The following is a 20217-nucleotide window of genomic DNA, read 5'->3' on the forward strand; positions in this document are numbered from 1 at the left end:
CGGCGCGTTCAGCCCATCGCGGCCATGCGCTCGTTGCGGGCTTCGCGCACCAGCCGCCGCTTGTTGATCAGCGCGGCGATGACGACACCCGTCGAGACGATCGCGATCAGGATCGTACAGACGGCGTTGATTTCCGGAGTCACACCCAGCCGGACCTGGCTGTAGATCTTCATCGGCAGCGTCGTCGCCCCCGGCCCGGTGGTGAAGGAGGCGATGACGAGGTCGTCGATCGAAAGGGTGAAGGCGAGCATCCAGCCGGCCGCGACGGCCGGCCAGATCAAGGGCAGCGTGACCTTGAAGAAGGTCACCGTCGGCGTTGCGCCAAGATCCATGGCCGCGTCCTCCAGCGACCGGTCGAACGAGGTCAGGCGCGACTGCACGACCACCGTGACGAAGCACATGGTGAAGCTGATATGGGCCAGCGTGACGGTCACGAAGCCGCGGTTGAGATCGAGGGCGACGAAGAGCAGAAGCAGCGACAGGCCGGTGATCACTTCCGGCATGACCAGCGGCGCGTAGACCATGCCGGTCATCAGCGTCCGGCCATGAAAGCGCTTGTAGCGCGACAGCGCGATGGCTGCCATGGTGCCGAGGACGGTGGCGATGGTCGCCGACAGCAGCCCGACCTTCAACGTGACCCAGGCCGCGTCGAGAAGGCCGCGATTGTTCCATAACTCCCGGTACCAGACCGTGGAGAATCCCGCCCAGACCGTCACCAGCCGCGAGGCGTTGAAGGAATAGATCACCAGAAGCAGGATCGGCAGATAGAGGAAGGTAAAGCCGAACACCATCGAGACGACATTGAACTTCGACAGCCGCCAGGTCATCAGCCCGCCCTCGCCTGCTGGCGCTGGAAGAGCGCGATCGGAACGACAAGCAGCGCCACGAGGACGACCGCGACGGCCGACGCCACCGGCCAGTCGCGATTGGTGAAGAACTCGAGCCACACCGTCTTGCCGATCATCAGGGTCCGCGATCCGCCGAGGAGGTCGGGGATGACGAATTCGCCGGTCGCCGGGATGAACACCAGGAAGCAGCCGGCGACGACGCCCGGCAGCGACAGAGGAAAGGTGATCGTCCAGAAGCTCTTCAGCGGCGGCGAGCCGAGATCGGCCGCGGCTTCCGTCAGGCTGTGATCCATGCGCTCGAGGCTGGCATAGATCGGCAGCGTCATGAATGGCAGATAGGAATAGACGATGCCGATGAAGATCGCGACCGGCGTGTTGAGGATGACCAGCGGCTGGTCGATCACGCCGAGAAAGAGCAGCAGCTGGTTGAAGAGGCCCTCGGGCTTCAGGATCGCGATCCAGGCATAGACGCGGATCAGGAAGCTCGTCCAGAACGGCAGGATGACGAGCATCACCAGCGTGGTCCGCCATGCCGGCGAAGCCTTGGCGATGCCGTAGGCCAGCGGATAGGCGATCAGCAGCGTCAGCAGCGTCGCGCCGGCCGCGATGGCGAGGCTGAGGACATAGGCGTCGAAATAGAGGTCATCGCCGGCGATCCAGCGATAGTTCTCGAGCGAAAGCTGCTTCAGCCCCGCCCACCAGCTTGCAACGTCGCCGAATGTCGGCTGGTAGGGAGGCATCGCCACCACCACCTGCGACAGCGAGATCTTGACGACGATCAGGAACGGAACGAGGAACAGGGCGACGAGCCAGAGATAAGGCACGCCGATCACCACCGCGCGGAACACCCCGCGCGGACGAAGACGCCACCCGCGTTTGCCTTCGGCCGCGTCGCGAGACTTGATGCCGATGATCTCGTCGCCAGGGGCCCCGCTCATCGCCGTTCCCTAGACCGTCATGACGAGGCCGGCATCCTCGTCGAACTGAACGAAAACGCGGTCGTGCCAGGTCAGCTGCAGAGGCCCCTCGCGGGTGGCGTTGACCATCGCGACCTTGACGATCATGCCGTTGTCGAGGCGGATGTGGAACGAGGTCACGGGGCCGAAATAGGCGATGTCCCAGACCTCGCCCTCCATCACATTGGGCCCGCCGATCGGCTCGACCGCGATCTTCAGCTTTTCGGGCCTCAGGACATAGGCGACGTTGTCTCCGGCCGTCACCGGGGCTTCGCTCTTCGCCGCAATGTCGAGCCCCGCTGTCGTCTCGATGGTGATGCACTCGCCATTGACCGAACGCACGGTTCCCTCGAACACGTTCACATTGCCGACGAAATCCGCGACGAAGCGGGAATTCGGCGCCTCGTAGATCTCGGTCGGGGTCGCGACCTGGAGGATCTGCCCCTTGTCCATGACGGCGATCCGGCAAGCAAGGGTCATCGCCTCTTCCTGGTCGTGGGTGACCATGATGAAGGTGGTGCCCAACTGGTTCTGCAGATCGGCGAGCTCGAACTGGGTCTCCTCACGCAGCTTCTTGTCGAGAGCGCCGAGCGGCTCGTCGAGAAGCAGCACCTTCGGGCGCTTGGCGAGCGAGCGGGCGAGCGCGACGCGCTGGCGCTGGCCGCCGGAGAGCTGGTCGGGCTTGCGCTTGGCGTAATCCTCGAGCTTGACGAGCTTCAGCACCTGCTCGACCCGCTCGGCGATGTCGGCCTTCGCCATTCCCTCCTGCTTGAGGCCGAAGGCGATGTTCTTGGCGACGCTCATATGCGGGAACAGCGCGTAGGACTGGAACATCATGTTGACGGGCCGGCGATAAGGCGGAATTCCGGCCAAGTCCTCGCCGTCGAGGATGATGCGTCCTTCGCTCGGCGCCTCGAAACCCGCCAGCATGCGCAGAAGCGTGGACTTGCCGCAGCCAGACGCGCCGAGCAGCGCGAAGAATTCGCCCTCGTAGATCGACAGGCTGAGGTCGTCCACGGCCTCGAAGCTACCGAACCGCTTGGTGACCCCTTCAAAGCGGATGAAGGGAACGGCGGACTTATCGAGCCAGGGCGCAAAGTCGCTTCGGATGCTGCCGAGCGATTTCATGACGCCGACGGCCTCCTCGGCCGCGCAACCAACGCCGCGGCCATCGTCTCGACCTGCATGTTGCTCCTTACTGCCCCGTTACGATGCTGGTCCACAGCCGCGTCTGCATTCGCTGCGCCTTCGGGCCCTTTGGCAGGATCGCAGTGAGCCGCTTCTGCGTTTCTGCCGGCGGATAGACGCCCGGGTCATCGAGGATCGCCTCGTCGACATATTTCTTCGCGGCGAGGTTTCCGCTTGCATAATTCACGAAATTCGTCGCCTTGGCGATCACCTCCGGCCGCATCAGATAATTCATAAATTCGAGAGCGGCTTGCGGATGCGGCGCGTCGGCCGGGATCGCCATGTTGTCGAGCCAGATCACCGCCCCCTCGCGCGGGATGACATATTTGATCTCGACGCCCTGCCCCGCCTCCTTGGCCCGGTCCCGCGCCTGCAGCATGTCGCCGGACCAGCCATGGGCCATGCAGATGTCGCCATTGGCCAGCGCCTGGATGTTTTCCGAGGAGTGGAACTTGCGCACATAGGGGCGGATCTTGACCAGGAGATCCTTCACCTTCTCCAGATCCTCCGGCTTGTCGGAATTGGGATCGAGGCCGAGATAGATCAGCGCCGCCGGCACCACCTCGTCGGCGGTATCGAGGACGTAGATGCCGCAATCTGCCAGCTTTTCGGCGAGCTTGGGATCGAACAGCAGCGCCCAGGTGTCGAGCGGCTGGTCGTCGCCGAGCCGCTTCCTGACCTCCTTGACGTTGAGCCCGAGCCCCGTCGTGCCCCACATGTAGTTGATGGCGTACTGGTTGCCGGGATCGTAGGTCGCGAGGCGATCCATGATCTCCGGATCCATGTTCTTCAGATTCGGCAGCTTCGACTTGTCGAGCTTCTGGAACACGCCGGCATTGATCTGGCGGGCGAGGAAGCTGCCGGTCGGCACGACGACGTCGTAGCCGGTTCCGCCGGTCAGAAGCTTGGTTTCTACGAGCTCGTTGGAATCGAACACGTCGTAGACGACCTTGATGCCGGTCTCCTTGGTGAAGTCCGTCAGGATCGTCTCGTCGATATAGTCCGACCAGTTATAGACGTTGACGACCTTGTCCTGGGCCAGCGCCTGCCCGCCCGAAGCAAGCGCCGCGACGAAGCCGAGCCCCGTCAGAAATCTGGTCAGAATTGCTTGCATCGTCGGAACCACCCCAGTCCTCAATCTCGTCAACAGCCGCCGCCGGCTGACAGGCCGCAAACGCAACCATAGCGGCAATGATCAGGGACTGCCTAGTCCCGACAAGCCGAGAAATGAAACAAATCAGGTGGCTGCACAATCGGGCGTCAGACGCTGCATGAATCGGGCATCCTCGCCATAGGCCGACAGCGCGCCGGAAGGAAGGACGGCGGCCGCGTCCGAAAAGCCGAAGCGCTGCCAGAACGCTGCCGTGCCGTAGACCGAGACGAGGCAGGCGCGGGGAAAGCCTGCCGCCAGCTGCAGCAGGTGCCCGATGACGGCCCCGGCCTGTCCCTCGCCCCTCGCCTCCGGCGAAAGGGCGACGTCGTGGATGTAAAGGGCGTCGCAGTCGGGCGGCAGCGAGCCGATCCGCATGTTCAAGGAGGGAGGGTCAGGATAGCGGATCGGATGGGCGATCGCGTAACCCGCGATTATCTGCCGGCGTTCGAGCACGAAGCAGCCGGCGGGATAAAGCGCCAGCCGCTCGGCGAAGATCGCTGGGTCTTCGCGAAGGCCCGGATGGACACGGTCCGCCAAGACACAGACCGCCGCGAGATCGTCGGGGCGCATCGCCCGCCAAGATGGAGGCGCCGCCGTCACAGCAGGTCCGTCCACCGCGCTTCGGGGCCGGGCCGGCACCGCCGAGAGAAGCTCAGCGGTGCTTGGTTCCCTCGCCGTAGAACAGCTTTTCCCATTTCTTGTGCGCCTTGTAGCCCTCGCGAATGAAGGGCGTGAACACCGCCATGTTGAGAACTGCCTTGTTGGTCTGCCTGGCGGGAAATTTCAGCGGCTTCTCGAAATCGACGAAGAGCACGACCCGGACACTGTCGGAGTGGTTCCAGGCCTCGTGCTCATAGGCGTCGTCGAAGATCAGCGCCTTGCCCTCTTCCCAGTGGCAGGTGCGGTCGTCGACGCGGATGCCGATCTTGTCGGGCTCGTCGGGCACGATCAGGCCGAGATGGAAGCGCAGGACGCCATTATAGGGCCCACGATGCGGCGGCAGGTGCTTGCCCGGCTCGAAGATCGAGAACATCGCCGATTTGAGGCCCGGGATCTTCTGCAGGATCCGCCAGGTCTCGGGGCACTGGGCAATGGCGTTTTCGGAGGTGATGCCATAGCCGCAGAGGAAGAAGGTCTTCCAGTTGCTGTCCGACGAGATCGAGCGGACCTCCGAGGAGATCTCGTGAAACGCCGGCAGATCGCCCTTGCGCACCAGCACCTTGTCGAGTTCGGCGCGGATCAGGTGCCATTCGGCCTCGACCTCGCGCGCCCAGGGGAAGTCGTCGGTCTCGAAGACCGGCGGGTTGCCGACCGCCGAATGCTTCAGATTGAGCGCCTCGGCGCCGTCGACGAGCTTCTGGACCGTGCGGGCGACGAAACCGTCGCGCGTCATCGTATCCTCGAGGCCCTCGGTCTTCAGATTCTGCTGGCTGACTGGCTTGTCCATTGCTCTACGCTTCACATTGTACGTCGGGCCCGATCGCCGCCCGAAAGGCCATGCCCCGTGCGGCACAGGACGGCCGCCGGCGATGCATCGTGACGGTTCGGTGACGGAGTGAACTCCCTCGATCGAACGCTTTGCGAGCCGATTTGGACCTCACGTCACTGGAAGTCAAACGCCGAGAGCCCCGTCACCATCTCATCGAGGCCGAGCGGGCGCGTCAGCGGCGGCTCGGCGCGGGCAAGGCAGGCCTGGCGCTCGCACAGCCGGCAGGCCGGGCCGATCTTCACGATCGACGGTTTCTCGCCGATATGGCGGCCATAGACGGTCTCGTCCTTGAAGCCGATGTCGCAGCCGATGAGGATCGCCGTACGGCGCGGCCGTTCCTCAAAGCCTCCCGAAAGCCCCTCGAGCGTTCGCGCGATCAACAGGAACTCCGCCCCATCCGGCATTTCGGCCCGCTCAACGAGGATCTGGCCGGGCTGGGCGAAGGCGGCATGGATCGGCAGTTTCGGACAGCCTCCCCCGAAGCGCTGGACCGGAAAGCCGCGAGCGCCCGCCCGGCGGAAGCGGTTGCCGGCATTGTCGACCTCGAGCATGAAGAACGGCACCCCCGGCGCGCCCTGGCGCTGAAGCATCGTCAGCCGGTTCGCCACCTGCTCGAAGGACGCCTGGAAACGGCCCTTGAGGACGTCGATGTCATAGGCCGCTCGCTCGGCCGCGCTCTGAAAGGCAGCATAGGGCATCATCAGCGCATGTGCGGCATAGCGCAGCAGCTCGAACCTTGCGAGCCGACGCGCCTCGTCGCTTTCGAAGGTGAAGGTGCGCCCTTCCGCCTCGATCACGTCGCCGATGGCGAGGTGGCAGACCTCCATGGCGACTTCGCGGATGCGGTCGGCGGTCGAAAGCCGCTCGGACAGGAACAGACGGCGGGAATGACGGTCGAAGCGGCGGCGCCAGAGCGGCATCGTTGCCAGCGGCAGGATGCGCACCGAGATTTCGTGATCCTTGCGCAGGAACCCGCGCATGGCGCCCAGAAGATCGTCGCCGGGACTAAGCCTGCCATGCAGCGCCTCGGCCGCCGTCTCGATGGCGGCGAAGAAATTCGGCCGGGTCTCGAAGACCTCATGCACCTCGTCGATCGGCAGGCGCGTGCCCGACGAGCCGAGGATCCGGCCCTCGCGGGCGAGCAGCTGCGACAGGTCGGAGAGGCGCGCCTGCTGCTCGCGATAGGCCCGATAGAGCTTCGCCACGCCGGCGGCGGCGTTCGGCGCGGCGTCGGCGAGTTCGACCAGCTCTTGATCGCCCGCCAGTTCGCCGGCGAGCAACGGATCGGAGAAGATGCCCTTCAGCTCGGAAAAGACGCCCTTCTCGCGTCCGGCCTGCAGGTCGGCGAGATCGACCTGATAGGTCTCGGACAGCTTGAGCAGCAGCTGGACGGTGAGCGGGCGCTGATTGCGCTCGATGAGATTGAGATAGGAGGGCGAGATGCCGAGTTCCTCGGCCATTGCCGTCTGGGTCAGCGACAGCCCGTTGCGGATGCGGCGGATGCGCGGACCGGCGAAGATCTTGTTCTCGGCCATGGCGTCAAATCGCAGCCATGATCAAACAGAAAGCTACGCTTGATGCAGACGCACGGCCGATCGCATCGCGACCGGGATCGACCTGTCGGATCAGCCTCAGAGCGCCAGCGAGCGCGCCGATTTGCGGGCGCAGGCAGGACCCGGCCCGCGCATGTAATGGCGCTCCGGGCGATAGCTCGGACGCAAGAACTCGGTGACGGACCTGATCACGGACAGAATGAGATTTGTGCCGTTCATGACACCCTCGACGGTTTCGGTTCTCCACCTCCCAATGGAACCACAAGACTACTTCCCGAAGCTTGAGAAAGTGCGAATGAAAAGAGCTGCTTAGATGCATCTGATAACCGTCTGTCGGGCTGAATTTGGGCGCGATGGCGGCCGGCTGCCGAAATGGCCCGGCTGCGGCAATTCGGCGACAGTCCGCCTGACCGTCAGCAAAGCCGCCCACGTCTTTTACAATCTTCACAAGATTACAAAGCAGACCTGTCAAAGACAAGACATCGCGACTTGAAAAACCGCACCCCGAGCATCGATCCGTCTCGCTTCTCATGACCGAAATGGCTGATATCGCCGGGCGGACACGGAGCGGGCGGCAATTGCGCACCGCCCCCCGTGTCCTGATCGTCCCCCGATCGTCCCCGATCGTCATTGAGTGGAGAGCGTGCCATGACCGATTTTTACAACCTCGTCCCTTCGGCGCCGGAAGGCCGCTACGACAATATCGAGCGCCCCTATGGCGTCGAAGACGTCAAGCGTCTGCGCGGTTCGGTGCAGATCCGCCACACGCTCGCCGAAAATGGTGCCAACCGGCTGTGGCAGCTCATCCACTCCGAAGACTTCGTCAATTCGCTCGGCGCCATGACCGGCAATCAGGCGATGCAGCAGGTCCGGGCCGGGCTGAAGGCGATCTATCTGTCCGGCTGGCAGGTCGCGGCGGATTCCAACACCGCCTCGGCGATGTATCCCGACCAGTCGCTCTATCCGGCCAATGCCGGCCCGGAGCTTTGCCGCCGCATCAACCGCACGCTGCAGCGCGCCGACCAGATCGAGACATCGGAAGGCAAGGGCCTCTCCGTCGACACCTGGTTCGCGCCGATCGTCGCCGATGCGGAGGCCGGTTTCGGCGGGCCGCTCAACGCCTTCGAGCTGATGAAGGCCTATATCGAGGCAGGCGCCGCCGGCGTTCATTTCGAGGATCAGCTGGCCTCGGAGAAGAAGTGCGGCCATCTCGGTGGCAAGGTGCTGATCCCGACACAGGCGCATATCCGCAACCTGACCGCCGCGCGCCTCGCCGCCGACGTGATGGGCGTGCCGACCCTCGTCATCGCCAGAACCGACGCCGAGGCGGCCAAGCTCCTGACCTCCGACATCGACGAGCGCGACCGGCCTTTCGTCGATTACGACGCCGGGCGCACCCCGGAGGGCTTCTACCGGGTGAAGAACGGCCTCGAGCCCTGCATCGCCCGCGCCATCGCCTATGCGCCCTATTCGGATCTGATCTGGTGCGAGACCTCCAAGCCCGATCTCGATCAGGCGCGGCGCTTCGCCGAGGCGGTCAAGAAGGAGCATCCGAACCAGCTTCTGGCCTATAACTGCTCGCCCTCCTTCAACTGGAAAAAGAACCTCGACGACGCGACCATCGCCAGGTTCCAGCGCGAGCTGGGGGCCATGGGCTACAAGTTCCAGTTCATCACGCTGGCCGGCTTCCACCAGCTGAACTACGGCATGTTCGAGCTGGCGCGCGGCTACAAGGCCCGGCAGATGGCGGCCTATTCGGAGCTGCAGGAGGCCGAGTTCGACGCCGAGGCGAGCGGCTACACCGCCACCAAGCACCAGCGCGAGGTCGGCACCGGCTATTTCGACGCCGTGTCCATGGCGATCACCGGCGGCGCCTCCTCGACCACGGCGATGGGCGAGTCCACCGAGAGCGACCAGTTTAAGAAGGACACGCCGCTTCACGTCGCGGCGGAGTAAGCCGAACGCGACGACCATCACACAAAGCCAGCTGGGAACCGGAGCGACGGTTCCCGCCGGCGATCGGGCGGATCTCGAAGAGACGGCCCGGCCCCTTACCGGCTTCGCTAAGGGTCAGGACGAGACGAAATCGCCGCCATGCGGCTCATCAGATCGGCGCGCTGCCGCGAAGGCCCGCCGCCGGTAGACAGGGAGAAAGACCATGAGTGCAGTTGCCAACGAAGACCGCCCGCGCACCCGCGTCAAGGAACGCGCCGAGGAGCAGTCCTCGGCGATGGACGAGGCGCAGCAGCAGGCGATCCGCATGCTCGCCAACGACCTCCATCGCCTCAATCAGTCCGTGATGAAGGCCGTCGAGGCCGGCGTCTCGGTCGAGCTCGTGCGCTCGGCACGCCACCATGGCGGCAACGGCAACTGGGGCGATCTGCTCATCCCGGTGGTTCTGAAGAGCGAGGTGTGATGCGGCCGGAGCGCCGCCCGTCCCGCCGGACGCGCGAGGGATGCTCCGATCCTTCGTGCATGGGGATCGTGACTGCCGGCTGACGACTAACAGCCGGAATGTCCGCTGTGCCGTCAGCCGGCCGGCCGTGCAGTGAAAGGCCGCCACTGCGCTTGCAGCGCGCTACGAAAACATGAAAAACCCCGGTGCGAGCATCTCGCGCCGGGGTTTGAACCATTTACCAGCGAAGCATCGGCCCGATGCGCGAAGGCGTTCAGCCGTTTGCGTCGGCCGAAGCATTCTTCGTGCGCCTGACGCGCACGACCACGTCGACATTGACGATTTCCATGCCCTCCGGGGCCTTGGGCAATTCGCCGAGCTTCAAAGCGCCGAGCGGAATGTCGACCATCTCGTTCTCTTCCTCGATGAAGAAGTGATGGTGATCAGACGTATTGGTGTCGAAATAGGTGCGCTGGCCTTCCGCCGAGAGCGGACGCACGAGGCCGGCATCGGTGAACTGGTGCAGGGTGTTGTAGACGGTGGCGAGCGAAACCGTCTCGCCTGCCTTGTGCGCCTCTTCATAGAGCTCCTCGGCCGACAGGTGCCTGTCGCCGGAGCCGAACATCAGATTGCACAGGGCAACCCGCTGCCGGGTCGGCCTCAGCCCCACCGAGCGAAGCCGCTCGAACACACAAAAACCTTGCGTCCGCGTCTGCTTTTCCATTCCCGAAAGTGCCATTCTTCGTTTTTCGTTCGTCCGACATATGAATGCCGGTACGGCCCATGCAAGATGCCATAGCATGGCGGGAGACGGGAATCATCAAAAAATGGGCATATGCCTGATGCTTTCACTCAACTTTACTGCTGAGATAAACGTCATGCGCCCCATTCAAGCCGCTCACGAGGCTGCGGGACAGGATGCCCCCATCGCTCCGAGCGCCTTCGACGAGCCTGCAAGGGGCAGGTCGTAGCGACCCGCCGGCGCTGCGATTTCGGCTTTACGGCCGCGCCTGAGGGCATCGATCAGGGTAGCCGCCTCCCCGCCGGAGATCGATGCGACAAGCGCGGAGCCCGGCGCGCCAGGCCGGGTGCCGGCTTTGGCTCGAAAGCGCCGCGCCGTGCCGTCGATGGTGACAACGACGGAATAGACCATGCCTGTCTCCAGCCTCGCCGGGAAGCCAAAAAAGCTGAGGGTAACGGCCGATCCGGAACAGCCGACGACGAACCCGTTAAATTGGCCGTCGACCCAAAGCCCGGCTTCGCCTGCGTCGAAACGCCATGCCGCCGCGGCTGCCGGCATGGCCGAAAGGAGCAGCACGAGCAAAATGGCAAGGGCGCGGAGAAATCGGCTTTGTCGCATCATCGTGACCATCGAGACATCGGGGCGAAACCTGGCAATTGCCGCTCCTGCCTACTGGCCGGAGCCACCAGAGGCAAACGGCCCGGCCTTTACAACAAGGCCTCCTCTCCACATTTCTACACCGGCTCCTCGCCGGTTGCGCCCCACCGACACGGGTCGGTTCAGGCTCGAACGAGCAAAGATCGGGCGCGGCATGGTTTTCAGCCGAGCAGGCGGCATGCTAAGGGCGCAGGCGACAACGACCGGCCACGAGCCGGCCACTTCTATAGGGCGGAATCTAGACAGCCATGACAGCACGCAAAACCTCTTTCGACTACGACGATCTCCTCGCCTGTGGTCGAGGCGAGTTGTTCGGTGCAGGCAACGCCCAGCTGCCCCTTCCGCCGATGCTGATGTTCGATCGAATCACGCGCTGCGACGAGGCCGGCGGCGAGAATGGCAAGGGCATGATCACGGCCGAATTTGACGTGAATCCCGACCTTTGGTTTTTCCAGTGCCATTTTCAGGGCGATCCGGTCATGCCGGGCTGCCTGGGGCTCGATGCGCTTTGGCAGCTTACCGGCTTTTATCTCGGCTGGCTGGGGGAGCCCGGGCGCGGCCGGGCACTGGGGGTCGGCGAAGTGAAGTTTTCCGGTCAGGTCACCCCGAAGGTGAAGCTCGTGGAATACGGCGTGGAGTTCCGCCGCGTGATGCGTTCGAAACTCAAGCTCGGCATCGCCAATGGCTGGATGAAGGCCGATGGCCAGGTGATCTATCGGGCGAGCGATCTGCGCGTCGGGCTGTTCACCGAGGAAGAGGCAGCCGCCGCAGAGGCATGATGCGACGTGGCGACGCCGACCAGGCGTGTCGCCGCTCCACCCTATGAAGAGACATCTCCGCAAAAGGACGAGCCCGGCGCGGCCGGATCGCTCCGAGGGAGACAGAAAAGGACGCACGGGATGAGACGGGTCGTCGTCACGGGCATGGGCATCGTGTCCCCCATAGGCAATGATGTTGCAGAGGTCGCCCTTTCCCTGAAAGAGGCGCGCTCGGGCATTTCGTTCTCGCCGGAATACAAGGAACTCGGCTTTCGCAGCCATGTTCACGGCAAGCCCAGTCTTGATCCGGCGACCTTGCTCGACAGGCGTGCCTTGCGCTTTCATGGCGGCGGAACCGCATGGAATCACGTGGCGATGGATCAGGCCATCAAGGATGCCGGCCTGACCGAGGCCGAAATCTCCAACGAACGCACGGGCATCGTGATGGGCTCGGGCGGATCGTCCACCATCTCGATCGTTCAGGCGGCGGACGTGACGCGCGAGAAGGGCCCGAAGCGGATCGGGCCGACCGTCGTTCCCAAGGCGATGTCCTCGACCGCCTCGGCGACGCTCGCGACCTGGTTCAAGATCAAGGGCATCAACTATTCGATCTCCTCGGCCTGTTCGACCTCCAGCCACTGCATCGGCAACGCTGCCGAGCAGATCATGCTCGGCAAGCAGGACATGATGTTCGCCGGCGGCTGCGAGGACCTCAACTGGTCGCTGTCGAACCTTTTCGACGCGATGGGCGCCTTGTCCTCGGACTTCAACGAGACACCCGCGGTCGCGTCCAGGGCCTATGACAAGACCCGCGACGGCTTCGTGATCGCCGGCGGCGCAGGCGTCGTCGTGCTCGAGGACTACGAGCGCGCCAAGGCGCGCGGCGCGACGATCTATGCCGAGATCGTCGGCTACAGCGCGACCTCCGACGGCGCCGACATGGTCGCGCCTTCCGGCGAAGGCGCAGTGCGCTGCATGCGCCAGGCGCTGCAGGGTTTCGACGGCAAGAGCAACGCCTCCGTCGACTACATCAACCCCCACGCCACCTCGACGCCGGTCGGCGACCGCATCGAGATCCAGGCCATTCGCGAGGTTTTCGGCGATCAGATCCCGCCGATCTCCGGCACCAAGTCGCTCACCGGCCACAGCCAGGGCGCCACCGGCGTTCACGAGGCGATCTATTCGCTGATCATGATGCGCGACGGCTTCATCGCCAAGAGCGCGCATATCGACGAGATCGACCCCGAATTCGCGGACGTGCCGATCGTGCGCGAACGCATCGACGATGCCCGGCTCGACCGGGTGCTTTCCAATTCGTTCGGCTTCGGCGGAACCAATGCCTGCCTGGTGTTCCAGCGGGTCACTGACTGATGAAAAGAGAGACGGCCATGGGCGATCTGATGCAAGGCAAGCGGGGGCTTGTGATGGGCGTCGCCAATCACAACTCGATCGCCTGGGGGGCTGCCAAGGCCCTCGCTGCGCAGGGCGCGGAGGTCGCGCTCACCTATCAGGGCGATGCTTTCGGACGGCGGGTGAAGCCGCTTGCCGAAGAAATCGGCTCGAAGCTCGTCATCCCCTGCGACGTCGAGGACACGGCCTCGCTCGACGCGGTCTTCGCGACGCTGAAGGAGGAATGGGGCACGATCGACTTCGTCCTCCACGCCATCGCCTTTTCCGACAAGAGCGAATTGAAGGGCCTTTACGCCGACACGACGCGGGAGAATTTCACCCGCACCATGCTGATCTCCTGCTTCTCCTTCACCGAGGTGGCCAGGCGCGCCGCCGAAATCATGGGGAACGGCGGCTCAATGGTGACCATGTCCTATGGCGGCTCGGTCCGGGTCATGCCGAACTATAACGTCATGGGTGTCGCCAAGGCCGCTCTGGAGGCCTCCGTGCGCTATCTCGCGGCCGATTTCGGCCCGCGCAACATCCGCGTCAACGCCGTCTCGGCCGGTCCGGTGCGCACGCTTGCCGGCGCCGGGGTCTCGGATGCGCGGCTGATGTTCAACTATCAGCGCCGCAACGCGCCCATGCGCCGCAACACCACCATCGAGGAAGTCGGCGGCGCCGTTCTCTATCTCATGTCCGAGCTCGCCAACGGCGTCACCGGCGAGATCCACTATGTGGATTCCGGATACAACGTCATGTCGATGCCCTCGCTCGACGAACTCAAGGCGCAGGAACAGCGCAAGGCGATCGTCGAAGGCGAAGACAACGGCGAGGCTTGAGCGGCCGAAGCCCCCCGGCGCGAGAGCTTCCAGATCCGGACACGAAAAAGGGCGGCCCGCAGGCCGCCCTTTCTGATTCCATCCCTGTGGCCGAGGCCACTGGTCGTCTTGCTGGCAGATCAGTTGCGATTGCCGAAGAGCTGCAGCAGGAACAGGAACATGTTGAGGAAGTCGAGGTAGAGACGCAGGGCGCCCATCACGGCTTTGCGGCCCATGACGGCCGAGCCGTCGCCCTCATAGTACATTTCCTTGATCTGCTGCGTGTCGTAGGCCGTCAGGCCCGCGAAGACCAGAACGCCGATCACCGAGATCGCGAAGGTCAGAGCGGCGGAGCCGAGGAAGATGTTGACGATCATCGCGATGACGATGCCGATCACGCCCATGAACAGGAACGAGCCCCAGCCCGAGAGGTCCCGCTTCGTCGTGTAGCCGAAGAGCGACAGCGCGCCGAAGGAGGCCGCGGTGATGAAGAACACCTGGGTGATCGATTCCTGCGTGTAGACGAGGAAGATCGTCGACAGCGAAAGACCGACCATCGCGGCATAGGCCCAGAAGGTCGTCTGCGCGGCCTGAACGCTCATCTTGTGAACGCGGAACGACAGGAAGAACACCATCGCCAGCGGCGCCAGCATCAGCACCCAGCGCAGCGGCGACTGGTAGACGACGGCACCGAGTTCGGTGAAGTAGACGCCGTTGATCTGCCCGACCGCCTGGGCCGGATCACTGGTCGTGGCGAGGGCATAAAGTGCATAGGCGGCGACGCCGGTCAGCGCGAGGCCGCCCGCCATGAGATTGTAGACCTTCATCATGTAGGTGCGAAGGCCCTGGTCGATATCGGTCCTGGTACCAGCAGCGGGTACGGACCGCACAGTGGCATTCCGATAATCAGCCATGGAGCGAATTCCTTTCTGCGTGTCCCGTCCGGTGTCCGCGCCTCGCCTTCACGGGCGTAACGCCCGTTCGAGGGTTCGGCATGGAGGCGCCGCTGGCGGGACGCCCAGCAGTCCTGAGCGTAATATGCGGATTGCCGCTTTTCCGCACAAGGGTTGCGGGGGGCAAAAGCGCTGAAACCCCTGCGATCGAGATTAATTCTGCGTTATCTCGACGGCCCGCGCTGACCCTTCGGCATCCAGCTGAAAGGCGGACCCGATTTTCGCAATCCACTTCCCGATCCACGATGGCGCGGCCGATGCGTCCGGTTGCCGCTCCTTGCGTCTTGCCGGACGCATGGCACGCTAGAGATTGCGCAGGACCGGCGCCGCCTTCTGGCCGAGAATGCGCCAGGTGCCGGCAAGTCCGAAGCCGACGGTCAGAACCAGCGAGACGATCAGCGTCGTCAGGGCGATGGTCCAGTCGAAGACCCATGGCAGGGTCATGATCCCGTCGATGACGAACCAGGAGGCCGCAGCCCCGGCCGCCACGGCGAAGACGCCCGTGGCGAGCCCGAGCAGCATGTATTCCGTCGCAAAGGCCTGAATGAGCGTGACGCGGGTCGCACCCAGCGTCTTCAGGACGACGGCGTCGTGCATGCGCCCGCGATTGCCCGCCGCAAGCGCTCCGGCGAGGACCAGCACCGAGGAGACGAGGGCCACCGCAGCAGCGACGCGAACCGCCAGTGCCAGCTGGGCGATCAGCGCGTTGACCGTATCGAGCGCTTCCTTGACGCGCACCGTCGTCACCGCGGGAAAGGCGTTGGTGATGCCGTTGACGACCTTCTTCTCCGCCGCCTCCGAATCGTCGTCGATCGACAGCGTCGCGAGCCAGGCGTGGGGCGCGCCGGCGAAACTGTTCGGCGAGAACACCATGACGAAATTGATGCCGAGATTTTCCCACTCGATCTCGCGGAAATTGGCGATCTTCGCGGTGATGTTCCGCCCGAGCACGTTGACCGTCAGCGTGTCGCCGATTTTCAACCCGAGCTCCCGCCCCTCTTCGGCCGCGAAGGAAACCAGCGGTTCGCCCGAATAGTCCCGAGGCCACCACTTGCCGGCGGTGAGCCGCGAATTTTCCGGAAGAGTGGCGGCGTAGGTGAGGCCCCGGTCGCCGCGCAGAACCCAGCCGCCTTCGGCCGGGATCTTCATCGTCGCGACGTCCTCGTCGTTCAGCCGCGTGATCCGGCCGCGCAGCATGGGCACCGCGTCGAGTTTCGAGCCCGGGGCGAGTTCGTCGACCTTTTGCCGGAACGGATCGATCTGGCCGTTCTGGATATCGACGAAGAAGAAATCCGGGGCCCTGTTGGCAAGGCCGGTGCCGATCTCGCGGCGCAGATCGTAGTCGATGATCGCAAGGGTCACGAGAAGCGTCAGGCCGAGGCCGAGCGAGAGGACGACCGAGGACGTCAGCGCGCCGGGACGATGGATGTTGCCGATCGCAAGGCGCAAGGGTGTCGAGCGGACCGTCGGGGCGCGGCGGGCAAGCCAGATGATGCCCATCGCGACGAGGCGCAGGATGACGAAAGCGGCTGCCGTGCCGCCGAGGAAAATCAGCGCGACCTTCCTGTCGCTCGCCATCGCGACGGCGAGACCGGCGATCAGGAGCGCCAGGCCGATCGCCGCGCCGAAATAACTCCAGCGCATGCGCGCGCTGCTGCCGCTGCCCGCGTCGCGGAACAGCGCCGTCGCCGGCACGTCGCGGCTGCGCCCGAGCGGGATCAACGCGAAAGCAAGCGCGGTCAACAGGCCGAACACGGCGGCGGTTAGAAGCGCGAGGGGATAGACCGAGACATCGGCCGCGATGGGAATGATGCTTTCCAGAAAGCGGGCCGTCAAAAAGGGCGCGATGATGCCGAGGACGAGGCCGAGAAGGATCCCGAGGCCGGCAAGCGCGGTGATCTGGATCAGATAGACCGCGACGACGAAGCGTCCGCTCGCGCCGACGCTCTTGAAGGTCGCGATCACCGCCCGCTTGGAATCGAGATACGCTCCGACGGCATTGGCGACGCCGACGCCGCCGACGATGAGCGCCGTCAGCCCGACAAGCGTCAGGAACTGCGAAAACCGCTCGATGTTGTTCTGCAACGAAGGCGAGGCGTTCTTCGCGGTGCGCACCCGAAAGCCCGATGCGGGAAAATGATCGTTGGCCGGCGCGGCGGCCTTGTCGGGGTCCGTCCCGGGCGGGAGTTTGACCTTGTAGGCATATTCGATGAGGCTGCCCGGCTGGATGAGGCCGCTGCCGGCCAGCGCGGCTTCGGAAATCATCAGCCGGGGCGCAAAGGCGATCCCCTCGGCGAGGAGATCGGGCTCGCGGTCGATGACGCCGGTCATCGTCAGGGTGAGATTGCCGAGCTTGACCGTGTCGCCGGGTTCGATGCCCAGCCGATCGTAAAGGCCCTGCGCCGCGATCGCACCGTATCCGGTCGCGGTCTTGCCGAGGAGTTCGGACAGCGGCTTGTCCGGCGTCGTCAGGATGCGCCCGTAGAGCGGGTATTTGCCGTCGACCGCCTTGACCTCGGCAAGCGACTGATCGGACCCGTCGGAGAGCCGCACCATGGACCTGAGGGTCTGGGTGTCCGAGACCTCGCCGAGGCCGTTCATGAACTTCGCCTCGTCGGGTGTCGCCTGCCGCTGGACCAGGGCAAAGCGAAGATCGCCCCCGAGAATCGCCTTCCCCTCCTTGGCGATGCCGTCCGACATCATGCCGGCCACCGAGTTCACCGCGGCGATCGCACCGACGCCGAGGGTGAGGCAGCCGAGGAAAATGTAGAAGCCCGAAAGCCCGCCGCGCATTTCCCGCAAGGCGAAGCGCAGGGCCAGGCGCAGACGCGGCCGCCATCCGAGCGCATCGTCGGTTGCGGCCGCGCGCCGCGCGGCGAAGTCTTCGGTCGTGACCGTCATCGGGCGGCCTGCGGCGACGTTTCGTCCGCGCGCCTTGCAGGGCCGGTTGCGTGAGGCGGGCCGTCCTGGCCTGTGCCCCTCGCCTCGCCGTGACCGTCGTCGTGGATCACGCCAGAGCGCACCCCGATCGTTCGGCCGCAACGCGCGGCGAGCGCCGGATCATGGGTGACGAGGACCAGCGTCATCTGCCGTCGAGCCTGTTCGGCGAAGAGAAGGTCGGCGACCTGCCGGCCGGTCTCCTGGTCGAGATTGCCCGTCGGCTCGTCGGCGATCAGGATGGCGGGTTCGGGCGCCAATGCGCGGGCCATGGCGACACGCTGCTGCTCGCCGCCGGACAATTCGCCCGGATAGTGGGTCGCGCGATCCTTGAGGCCGACATTGGCCAGCTCCTGGCGCGCCCGGTCGAACGCGTTTGACGCCCCAGCAAGCTCGAGTGGAACCGCGACGTTTTCGAGCGCGGTCATGTTCGGAATGAGATGGAAGGACTGGAAGACGATGCCGACATTCTTGCCGCGAAACGCCGCAAGTCCGTCCTCGCTCATTTCGCCGAGCGACGTCCCCGCGATCTCGACAAGCCCCTCGTCGGCCCGTTCAAGACCGGCCAGAACCATCAGAAGCGTCGATTTGCCCGATCCAGACGGTCCGACGATGCCGACCGATTCGCCCCGCTCGACTTCAAGGTCGACGCCTTTGAGGACATGCACGGTCGAGCGACCGGAGCCGAGGGTCAATTGAACGTGTCGCAGTCGGATCGCCGTTTCCGCCAAGGTGTTCGCTTCCTATGTCAGTGCGCTAGTTGTTTTCGCGGGACGCATCGATCGCCCGCGCGGCGCCTCGGCCGGTCCGGGTGGCATATGGGTGACGAATGCAACGCTTCCAACCGCCAGATGGCCGATGGGCCCTCGTCCTCACGGCCTTGTCATGGCTTTTCCTCGCAAATGCGGGAGCCGCGCACGCCCAGTCGCAGACTGGCGCGGCAAAAGGCGAGCCGATCGAGATCGTTGCCTTCGGCGACAGCCTGATCCAGGGCTATGGCGTCGAGCCCGGCAAGGCCTTTCCCGAGCAGCTGCAGACGGCGCTGCGCAAGGACGGGCTCAACGTCACCGTCGACAATGCCGGCGTCTCGGGCGACACGACGACCGGCGGTCTTTCGAGGCTCGATTGGTCGGTGCCCTCCTCGGCTGACCTCGTCATCGTGGAACTCGGCGCCAACGACGCATTGCGTGGGGTTTCGCCGGAAATCACCCGGCGCAATCTCGACGAGATCCTGAAACGCCTGACCGATCGCGGGCAGAAGGTGCTTCTGGCCGGCATGCTCGCCCCGCCCAATATGGGCGAGGACTACGGCAAGGCGTTCAACGCGATCTATCCCGCGCTGGCGAAGAAATACCCCGTCACCTTCTATCCGTTCTTTCTCGAGGGCGTCGCCGCTCAGCCCGATCTCAATCAGGCCGACGGCATGCATCCGACGGGCAAAGGCGTCGCCAAGATCGTCGCGGCGATGAAGCCGGTGATCGAGAAGGCGCTGAACGACCCTACTGCCGCGCCTGCGTCCCAGTAGCCCTGTCGCCAACCGAATCGAACGGGTCGAAAATCCGTTCGATCCGCCGCTGGCGCTGGTCGATCATCTCGAAGATCTGCGCCCGCGTCTCCTCCACCCACTCGCGTGAAAGGCTCCCGCGGCCGGGATGCTGTCCGCTGATCTCCGCCGTCGCCTCGTTGCCGAGAAGCGTGACCTTGGCGCCGAACTTCTTCGCGATCGCAAGAATCCGCCGGTTTTCCGAAAGGCAGGTGAGCCATAGGCGATGGACACCGCGATTGCGCGCCGCATCGCGCATGCGGGCGAAAAGTCGGGTTCCGTAGCCGAAACCCTGACACTGGCGTTCGATGGAAAAGGCGATCTCCGCCTCCCCGCGATCGGCTGAGATGAAGCGCAGCTCGGCGACGCCGCGTACGACGCCGCCGACGAACAGGCCGAGCACGACGGCATCCGCGTCGAAGCTGTTGCGGGCATATCGCTCGATGAAGGCGCTTGTGACGGCGTTGCCGAAGCGCAGACGGCGGGACGCCGGATCGAGCCGTTCGAAATGCGCCTGAAGAAACGGCCATTCACCCGGATGCAGCCGCCGTGTGAAGACGTCTTCCGCCGCCGGCATCAACCGCTCCGGCAGAGCGCCCGCGCAGGGCCGAGGACGAGAATTCGAGTTCGCGGACGAAGTGACGATGGAGGAGGTCTGCATGGCGTTGGCACCCGGCTGTCTGGAAGGTCGCTTGCGCGATCCTCCCTTGGGTATCCTCCCCGGCCGCAAAATAGTTGTGCGCTGCATCACGGACAATCGCGAAAATCGGTGTGCAGGGCTGCCCTGTCCTTGCAACATGGCTCGGCTGATGAAACTCTCCTCGTCGAGACGGCA

General features: G+C 64.6%; 20 protein-coding genes. 6 read left to right on the top strand and 14 right to left on the bottom strand.

Annotated elements, in window-relative coordinates:
• Positions 1 to 8: 8 nt before the first annotated feature.
• The 8 genes from J6595_RS04845 to J6595_RS04880 form a co-directional block, all read right to left on the bottom strand.
• On the bottom strand, positions 9 to 827 hold the full coding sequence (locus J6595_RS04845) for an ABC transporter permease (RefSeq protein ID WP_209593301.1): 819 nt from the start codon (positions 825 to 827) through the stop codon (positions 9 to 11).
• Entirely contained in the window at positions 827 to 1786 is a 960-nt protein-coding gene (locus J6595_RS04850) for an ABC transporter permease subunit (protein WP_209593302.1), read from the bottom strand. Before J6595_RS04850 ends, J6595_RS04845 begins: the two co-directional genes overlap by 1 nt.
• Before the next feature lie 9 nt (positions 1787 to 1795).
• Positions 1796 to 2932, bottom strand: a complete 1137-nt coding sequence (locus J6595_RS04855; RefSeq protein WP_209593303.1) for an ABC transporter ATP-binding protein — start codon at positions 2930 to 2932, stop codon at positions 1796 to 1798.
• 67 nt (positions 2933 to 2999) lie between these two features.
• The gene (locus J6595_RS04860; protein ID WP_209593304.1) at positions 3000 to 4106 is read right to left on the bottom strand and encodes a polyamine ABC transporter substrate-binding protein; all 1107 of its coding nucleotides are present in this window, start codon (positions 4104 to 4106) and stop codon (positions 3000 to 3002) included.
• A 123-nt stretch (positions 4107 to 4229) separates the two neighbouring features.
• The gene (locus J6595_RS04865; RefSeq protein WP_342453090.1) at positions 4230 to 4760 is read right to left on the bottom strand and encodes a GNAT family N-acetyltransferase; all 531 of its coding nucleotides are present in this window, start codon (positions 4758 to 4760) and stop codon (positions 4230 to 4232) included.
• 37 nt (positions 4761 to 4797) lie between these two features.
• The gene (locus tag J6595_RS04870) at positions 4798 to 5592 is read right to left on the bottom strand and encodes an aspartyl/asparaginyl beta-hydroxylase domain-containing protein (protein ID WP_209593305.1); all 795 of its coding nucleotides are present in this window, start codon (positions 5590 to 5592) and stop codon (positions 4798 to 4800) included.
• A gap of 155 nt (positions 5593 to 5747) precedes the next feature.
• Positions 5748 to 7169, bottom strand: a complete 1422-nt coding sequence (locus tag J6595_RS04875; protein WP_209593306.1) for a helix-turn-helix domain-containing protein — start codon at positions 7167 to 7169, stop codon at positions 5748 to 5750.
• A 96-nt stretch (positions 7170 to 7265) separates the two neighbouring features.
• The gene (locus tag J6595_RS04880; RefSeq protein WP_209593307.1) at positions 7266 to 7406 is read right to left on the bottom strand and encodes a hypothetical protein; all 141 of its coding nucleotides are present in this window, start codon (positions 7404 to 7406) and stop codon (positions 7266 to 7268) included.
• A gap of 429 nt (positions 7407 to 7835) precedes the next feature.
• Here J6595_RS04880 and aceA point away from each other — a divergent pair, with 429 nt between their 5' ends.
• On the top strand, positions 7836 to 9143 hold the full coding sequence (gene aceA / locus J6595_RS04885) for an isocitrate lyase (RefSeq protein WP_209593308.1): 1308 nt from the start codon (positions 7836 to 7838) through the stop codon (positions 9141 to 9143).
• Between the two features lie 202 nt (positions 9144 to 9345).
• Entirely contained in the window at positions 9346 to 9603 is a 258-nt protein-coding gene (locus J6595_RS04890; protein WP_209593309.1) for an SMc00767 family acetate metabolism repressor, read from the top strand.
• 253 nt (positions 9604 to 9856) lie between these two features.
• Here J6595_RS04890 and irrA read toward each other — a convergent pair whose 3' ends face one another.
• Positions 9857 to 10321 carry an iron response transcriptional regulator IrrA gene (irrA, locus tag J6595_RS04895; RefSeq protein ID WP_280890314.1) on the bottom strand — a complete coding sequence of 155 codons (465 nt, stop codon included), beginning with the start codon at positions 10319 to 10321 and terminating at the stop codon, positions 9857 to 9859.
• Positions 10322 to 10480: 159 nt separating this feature from the next.
• Entirely contained in the window at positions 10481 to 10954 is a 474-nt protein-coding gene (locus tag J6595_RS04900; protein WP_209593310.1) for a hypothetical protein, read from the bottom strand.
• A gap of 275 nt (positions 10955 to 11229) precedes the next feature.
• Here J6595_RS04900 and fabA point away from each other — a divergent pair, with 275 nt between their 5' ends.
• The 3 genes from fabA to fabI all read left to right on the top strand — a co-directional run bounded on the left by fabA (position 11230) and on the right by fabI (position 13970).
• Entirely contained in the window at positions 11230 to 11760 is a 531-nt protein-coding gene (fabA, locus tag J6595_RS04905) for a 3-hydroxyacyl-[acyl-carrier-protein] dehydratase FabA (protein WP_209593311.1), read from the top strand.
• Between the two features lie 120 nt (positions 11761 to 11880).
• Entirely contained in the window at positions 11881 to 13110 is a 1230-nt protein-coding gene (gene fabB, locus J6595_RS04910) for a beta-ketoacyl-ACP synthase I (protein ID WP_209593312.1), read from the top strand.
• Between the two features lie 17 nt (positions 13111 to 13127).
• Positions 13128 to 13970, top strand: a complete 843-nt coding sequence (gene fabI / locus J6595_RS04915; RefSeq protein WP_209593313.1) for an enoyl-ACP reductase FabI — start codon at positions 13128 to 13130, stop codon at positions 13968 to 13970.
• A 119-nt stretch (positions 13971 to 14089) separates the two neighbouring features.
• On the opposite strand, the gene J6595_RS04920 is transcribed toward fabI, so the two are convergent.
• From J6595_RS04920 to J6595_RS04930, 3 genes are all read right to left on the bottom strand, one after another.
• Positions 14090 to 14863 carry a Bax inhibitor-1/YccA family protein gene (locus J6595_RS04920; RefSeq protein ID WP_209593314.1) on the bottom strand — a complete coding sequence of 258 codons (774 nt, stop codon included), beginning with the start codon at positions 14861 to 14863 and terminating at the stop codon, positions 14090 to 14092.
• 342 nt (positions 14864 to 15205) lie between these two features.
• Complete coding sequence (locus J6595_RS04925; RefSeq protein ID WP_209593315.1) at positions 15206 to 17803, bottom strand: ABC transporter permease; 2598 nt, start codon at positions 17801 to 17803, stop codon at positions 15206 to 15208.
• The gene (locus J6595_RS04930) at positions 17800 to 18570 is read right to left on the bottom strand and encodes an ABC transporter ATP-binding protein (RefSeq protein WP_209593316.1); all 771 of its coding nucleotides are present in this window, start codon (positions 18568 to 18570) and stop codon (positions 17800 to 17802) included. The genes J6595_RS04925 and J6595_RS04930 overlap by 4 nt, the downstream gene beginning before the upstream one ends.
• 98 nt (positions 18571 to 18668) lie before the next feature.
• Between J6595_RS04930 and J6595_RS04935 the strand changes: the two genes are divergently transcribed.
• The gene (locus J6595_RS04935) at positions 18669 to 19364 is read left to right on the top strand and encodes an arylesterase (protein WP_209593317.1); all 696 of its coding nucleotides are present in this window, start codon (positions 18669 to 18671) and stop codon (positions 19362 to 19364) included.
• Here the strand turns inward: J6595_RS04935 and J6595_RS04940 are convergent.
• Positions 19339 to 19959 carry a GNAT family N-acetyltransferase gene (locus J6595_RS04940; RefSeq protein ID WP_209593318.1) on the bottom strand — a complete coding sequence of 207 codons (621 nt, stop codon included), beginning with the start codon at positions 19957 to 19959 and terminating at the stop codon, positions 19339 to 19341. The genes J6595_RS04935 and J6595_RS04940 overlap by 26 nt on opposite strands.
• Positions 19960 to 20217 lie beyond the last annotated feature (258 nt).

This window comes from Jiella mangrovi (assembly GCF_017815135.1).
Classification (GTDB): Bacteria; Pseudomonadota; Alphaproteobacteria; order Rhizobiales; family Rhizobiaceae; genus Jiella; species Jiella mangrovi.

Bases quoted from the DNA above. Each gene is read 5' to 3' on its own strand.
- J6595_RS04845 (WP_209593301.1), bottom strand. From the start codon at position 827: ATGACCTGGCGGCTGTCGAAGTTCAATGTCGTCTCGATGGTGTTCGGC.
- J6595_RS04855 (WP_209593303.1), bottom strand. From the start codon at position 2,932: ATGAAATCGCTCGGCAGCATCCGAAGCGACTTTGCGCCCTGGCTCGAT.
- fabI (WP_209593313.1), top strand. From the start codon at position 13,128: ATGGGCGATCTGATGCAAGGCAAGCGGGGGCTTGTGATGGGCGTCGCC.
- J6595_RS04925 (WP_209593315.1), bottom strand. From the start codon at position 17,803: ATGACGGTCACGACCGAAGACTTCGCCGCGCGGCGCGCGGCCGCAACC.
- J6595_RS04935 (WP_209593317.1), top strand. From the start codon at position 18,669: ATGCAACGCTTCCAACCGCCAGATGGCCGATGGGCCCTCGTCCTCACG.
- J6595_RS04890 (WP_209593309.1), top strand. From the start codon at position 9,346: ATGAGTGCAGTTGCCAACGAAGACCGCCCGCGCACCCGCGTCAAGGAA.
- J6595_RS04920 (WP_209593314.1), bottom strand. From the start codon at position 14,863: ATGGCTGATTATCGGAATGCCACTGTGCGGTCCGTACCCGCTGCTGGT.
- J6595_RS04860 (WP_209593304.1), bottom strand. From the start codon at position 4,106: ATGCAAGCAATTCTGACCAGATTTCTGACGGGGCTCGGCTTCGTCGCG.
- J6595_RS04900 (WP_209593310.1), bottom strand. From the start codon at position 10,954: ATGGTCACGATGATGCGACAAAGCCGATTTCTCCGCGCCCTTGCCATT.
- fabB (WP_209593312.1), top strand. From the start codon at position 11,881: ATGAGACGGGTCGTCGTCACGGGCATGGGCATCGTGTCCCCCATAGGC.
- aceA (WP_209593308.1), top strand. From the start codon at position 7,836: ATGACCGATTTTTACAACCTCGTCCCTTCGGCGCCGGAAGGCCGCTAC.
- J6595_RS04880 (WP_209593307.1), bottom strand. From the start codon at position 7,406: ATGAACGGCACAAATCTCATTCTGTCCGTGATCAGGTCCGTCACCGAG.
- J6595_RS04870 (WP_209593305.1), bottom strand. From the start codon at position 5,592: ATGGACAAGCCAGTCAGCCAGCAGAATCTGAAGACCGAGGGCCTCGAG.
- J6595_RS04940 (WP_209593318.1), bottom strand. From the start codon at position 19,959: ATGCCGGCGGCGGAAGACGTCTTCACACGGCGGCTGCATCCGGGTGAA.
- irrA (WP_280890314.1), bottom strand. From the start codon at position 10,321: ATGGCACTTTCGGGAATGGAAAAGCAGACGCGGACGCAAGGTTTTTGT.
- J6595_RS04875 (WP_209593306.1), bottom strand. From the start codon at position 7,169: ATGGCCGAGAACAAGATCTTCGCCGGTCCGCGCATCCGCCGCATCCGC.
- J6595_RS04850 (WP_209593302.1), bottom strand. From the start codon at position 1,786: ATGAGCGGGGCCCCTGGCGACGAGATCATCGGCATCAAGTCTCGCGAC.
- fabA (WP_209593311.1), top strand. From the start codon at position 11,230: ATGACAGCACGCAAAACCTCTTTCGACTACGACGATCTCCTCGCCTGT.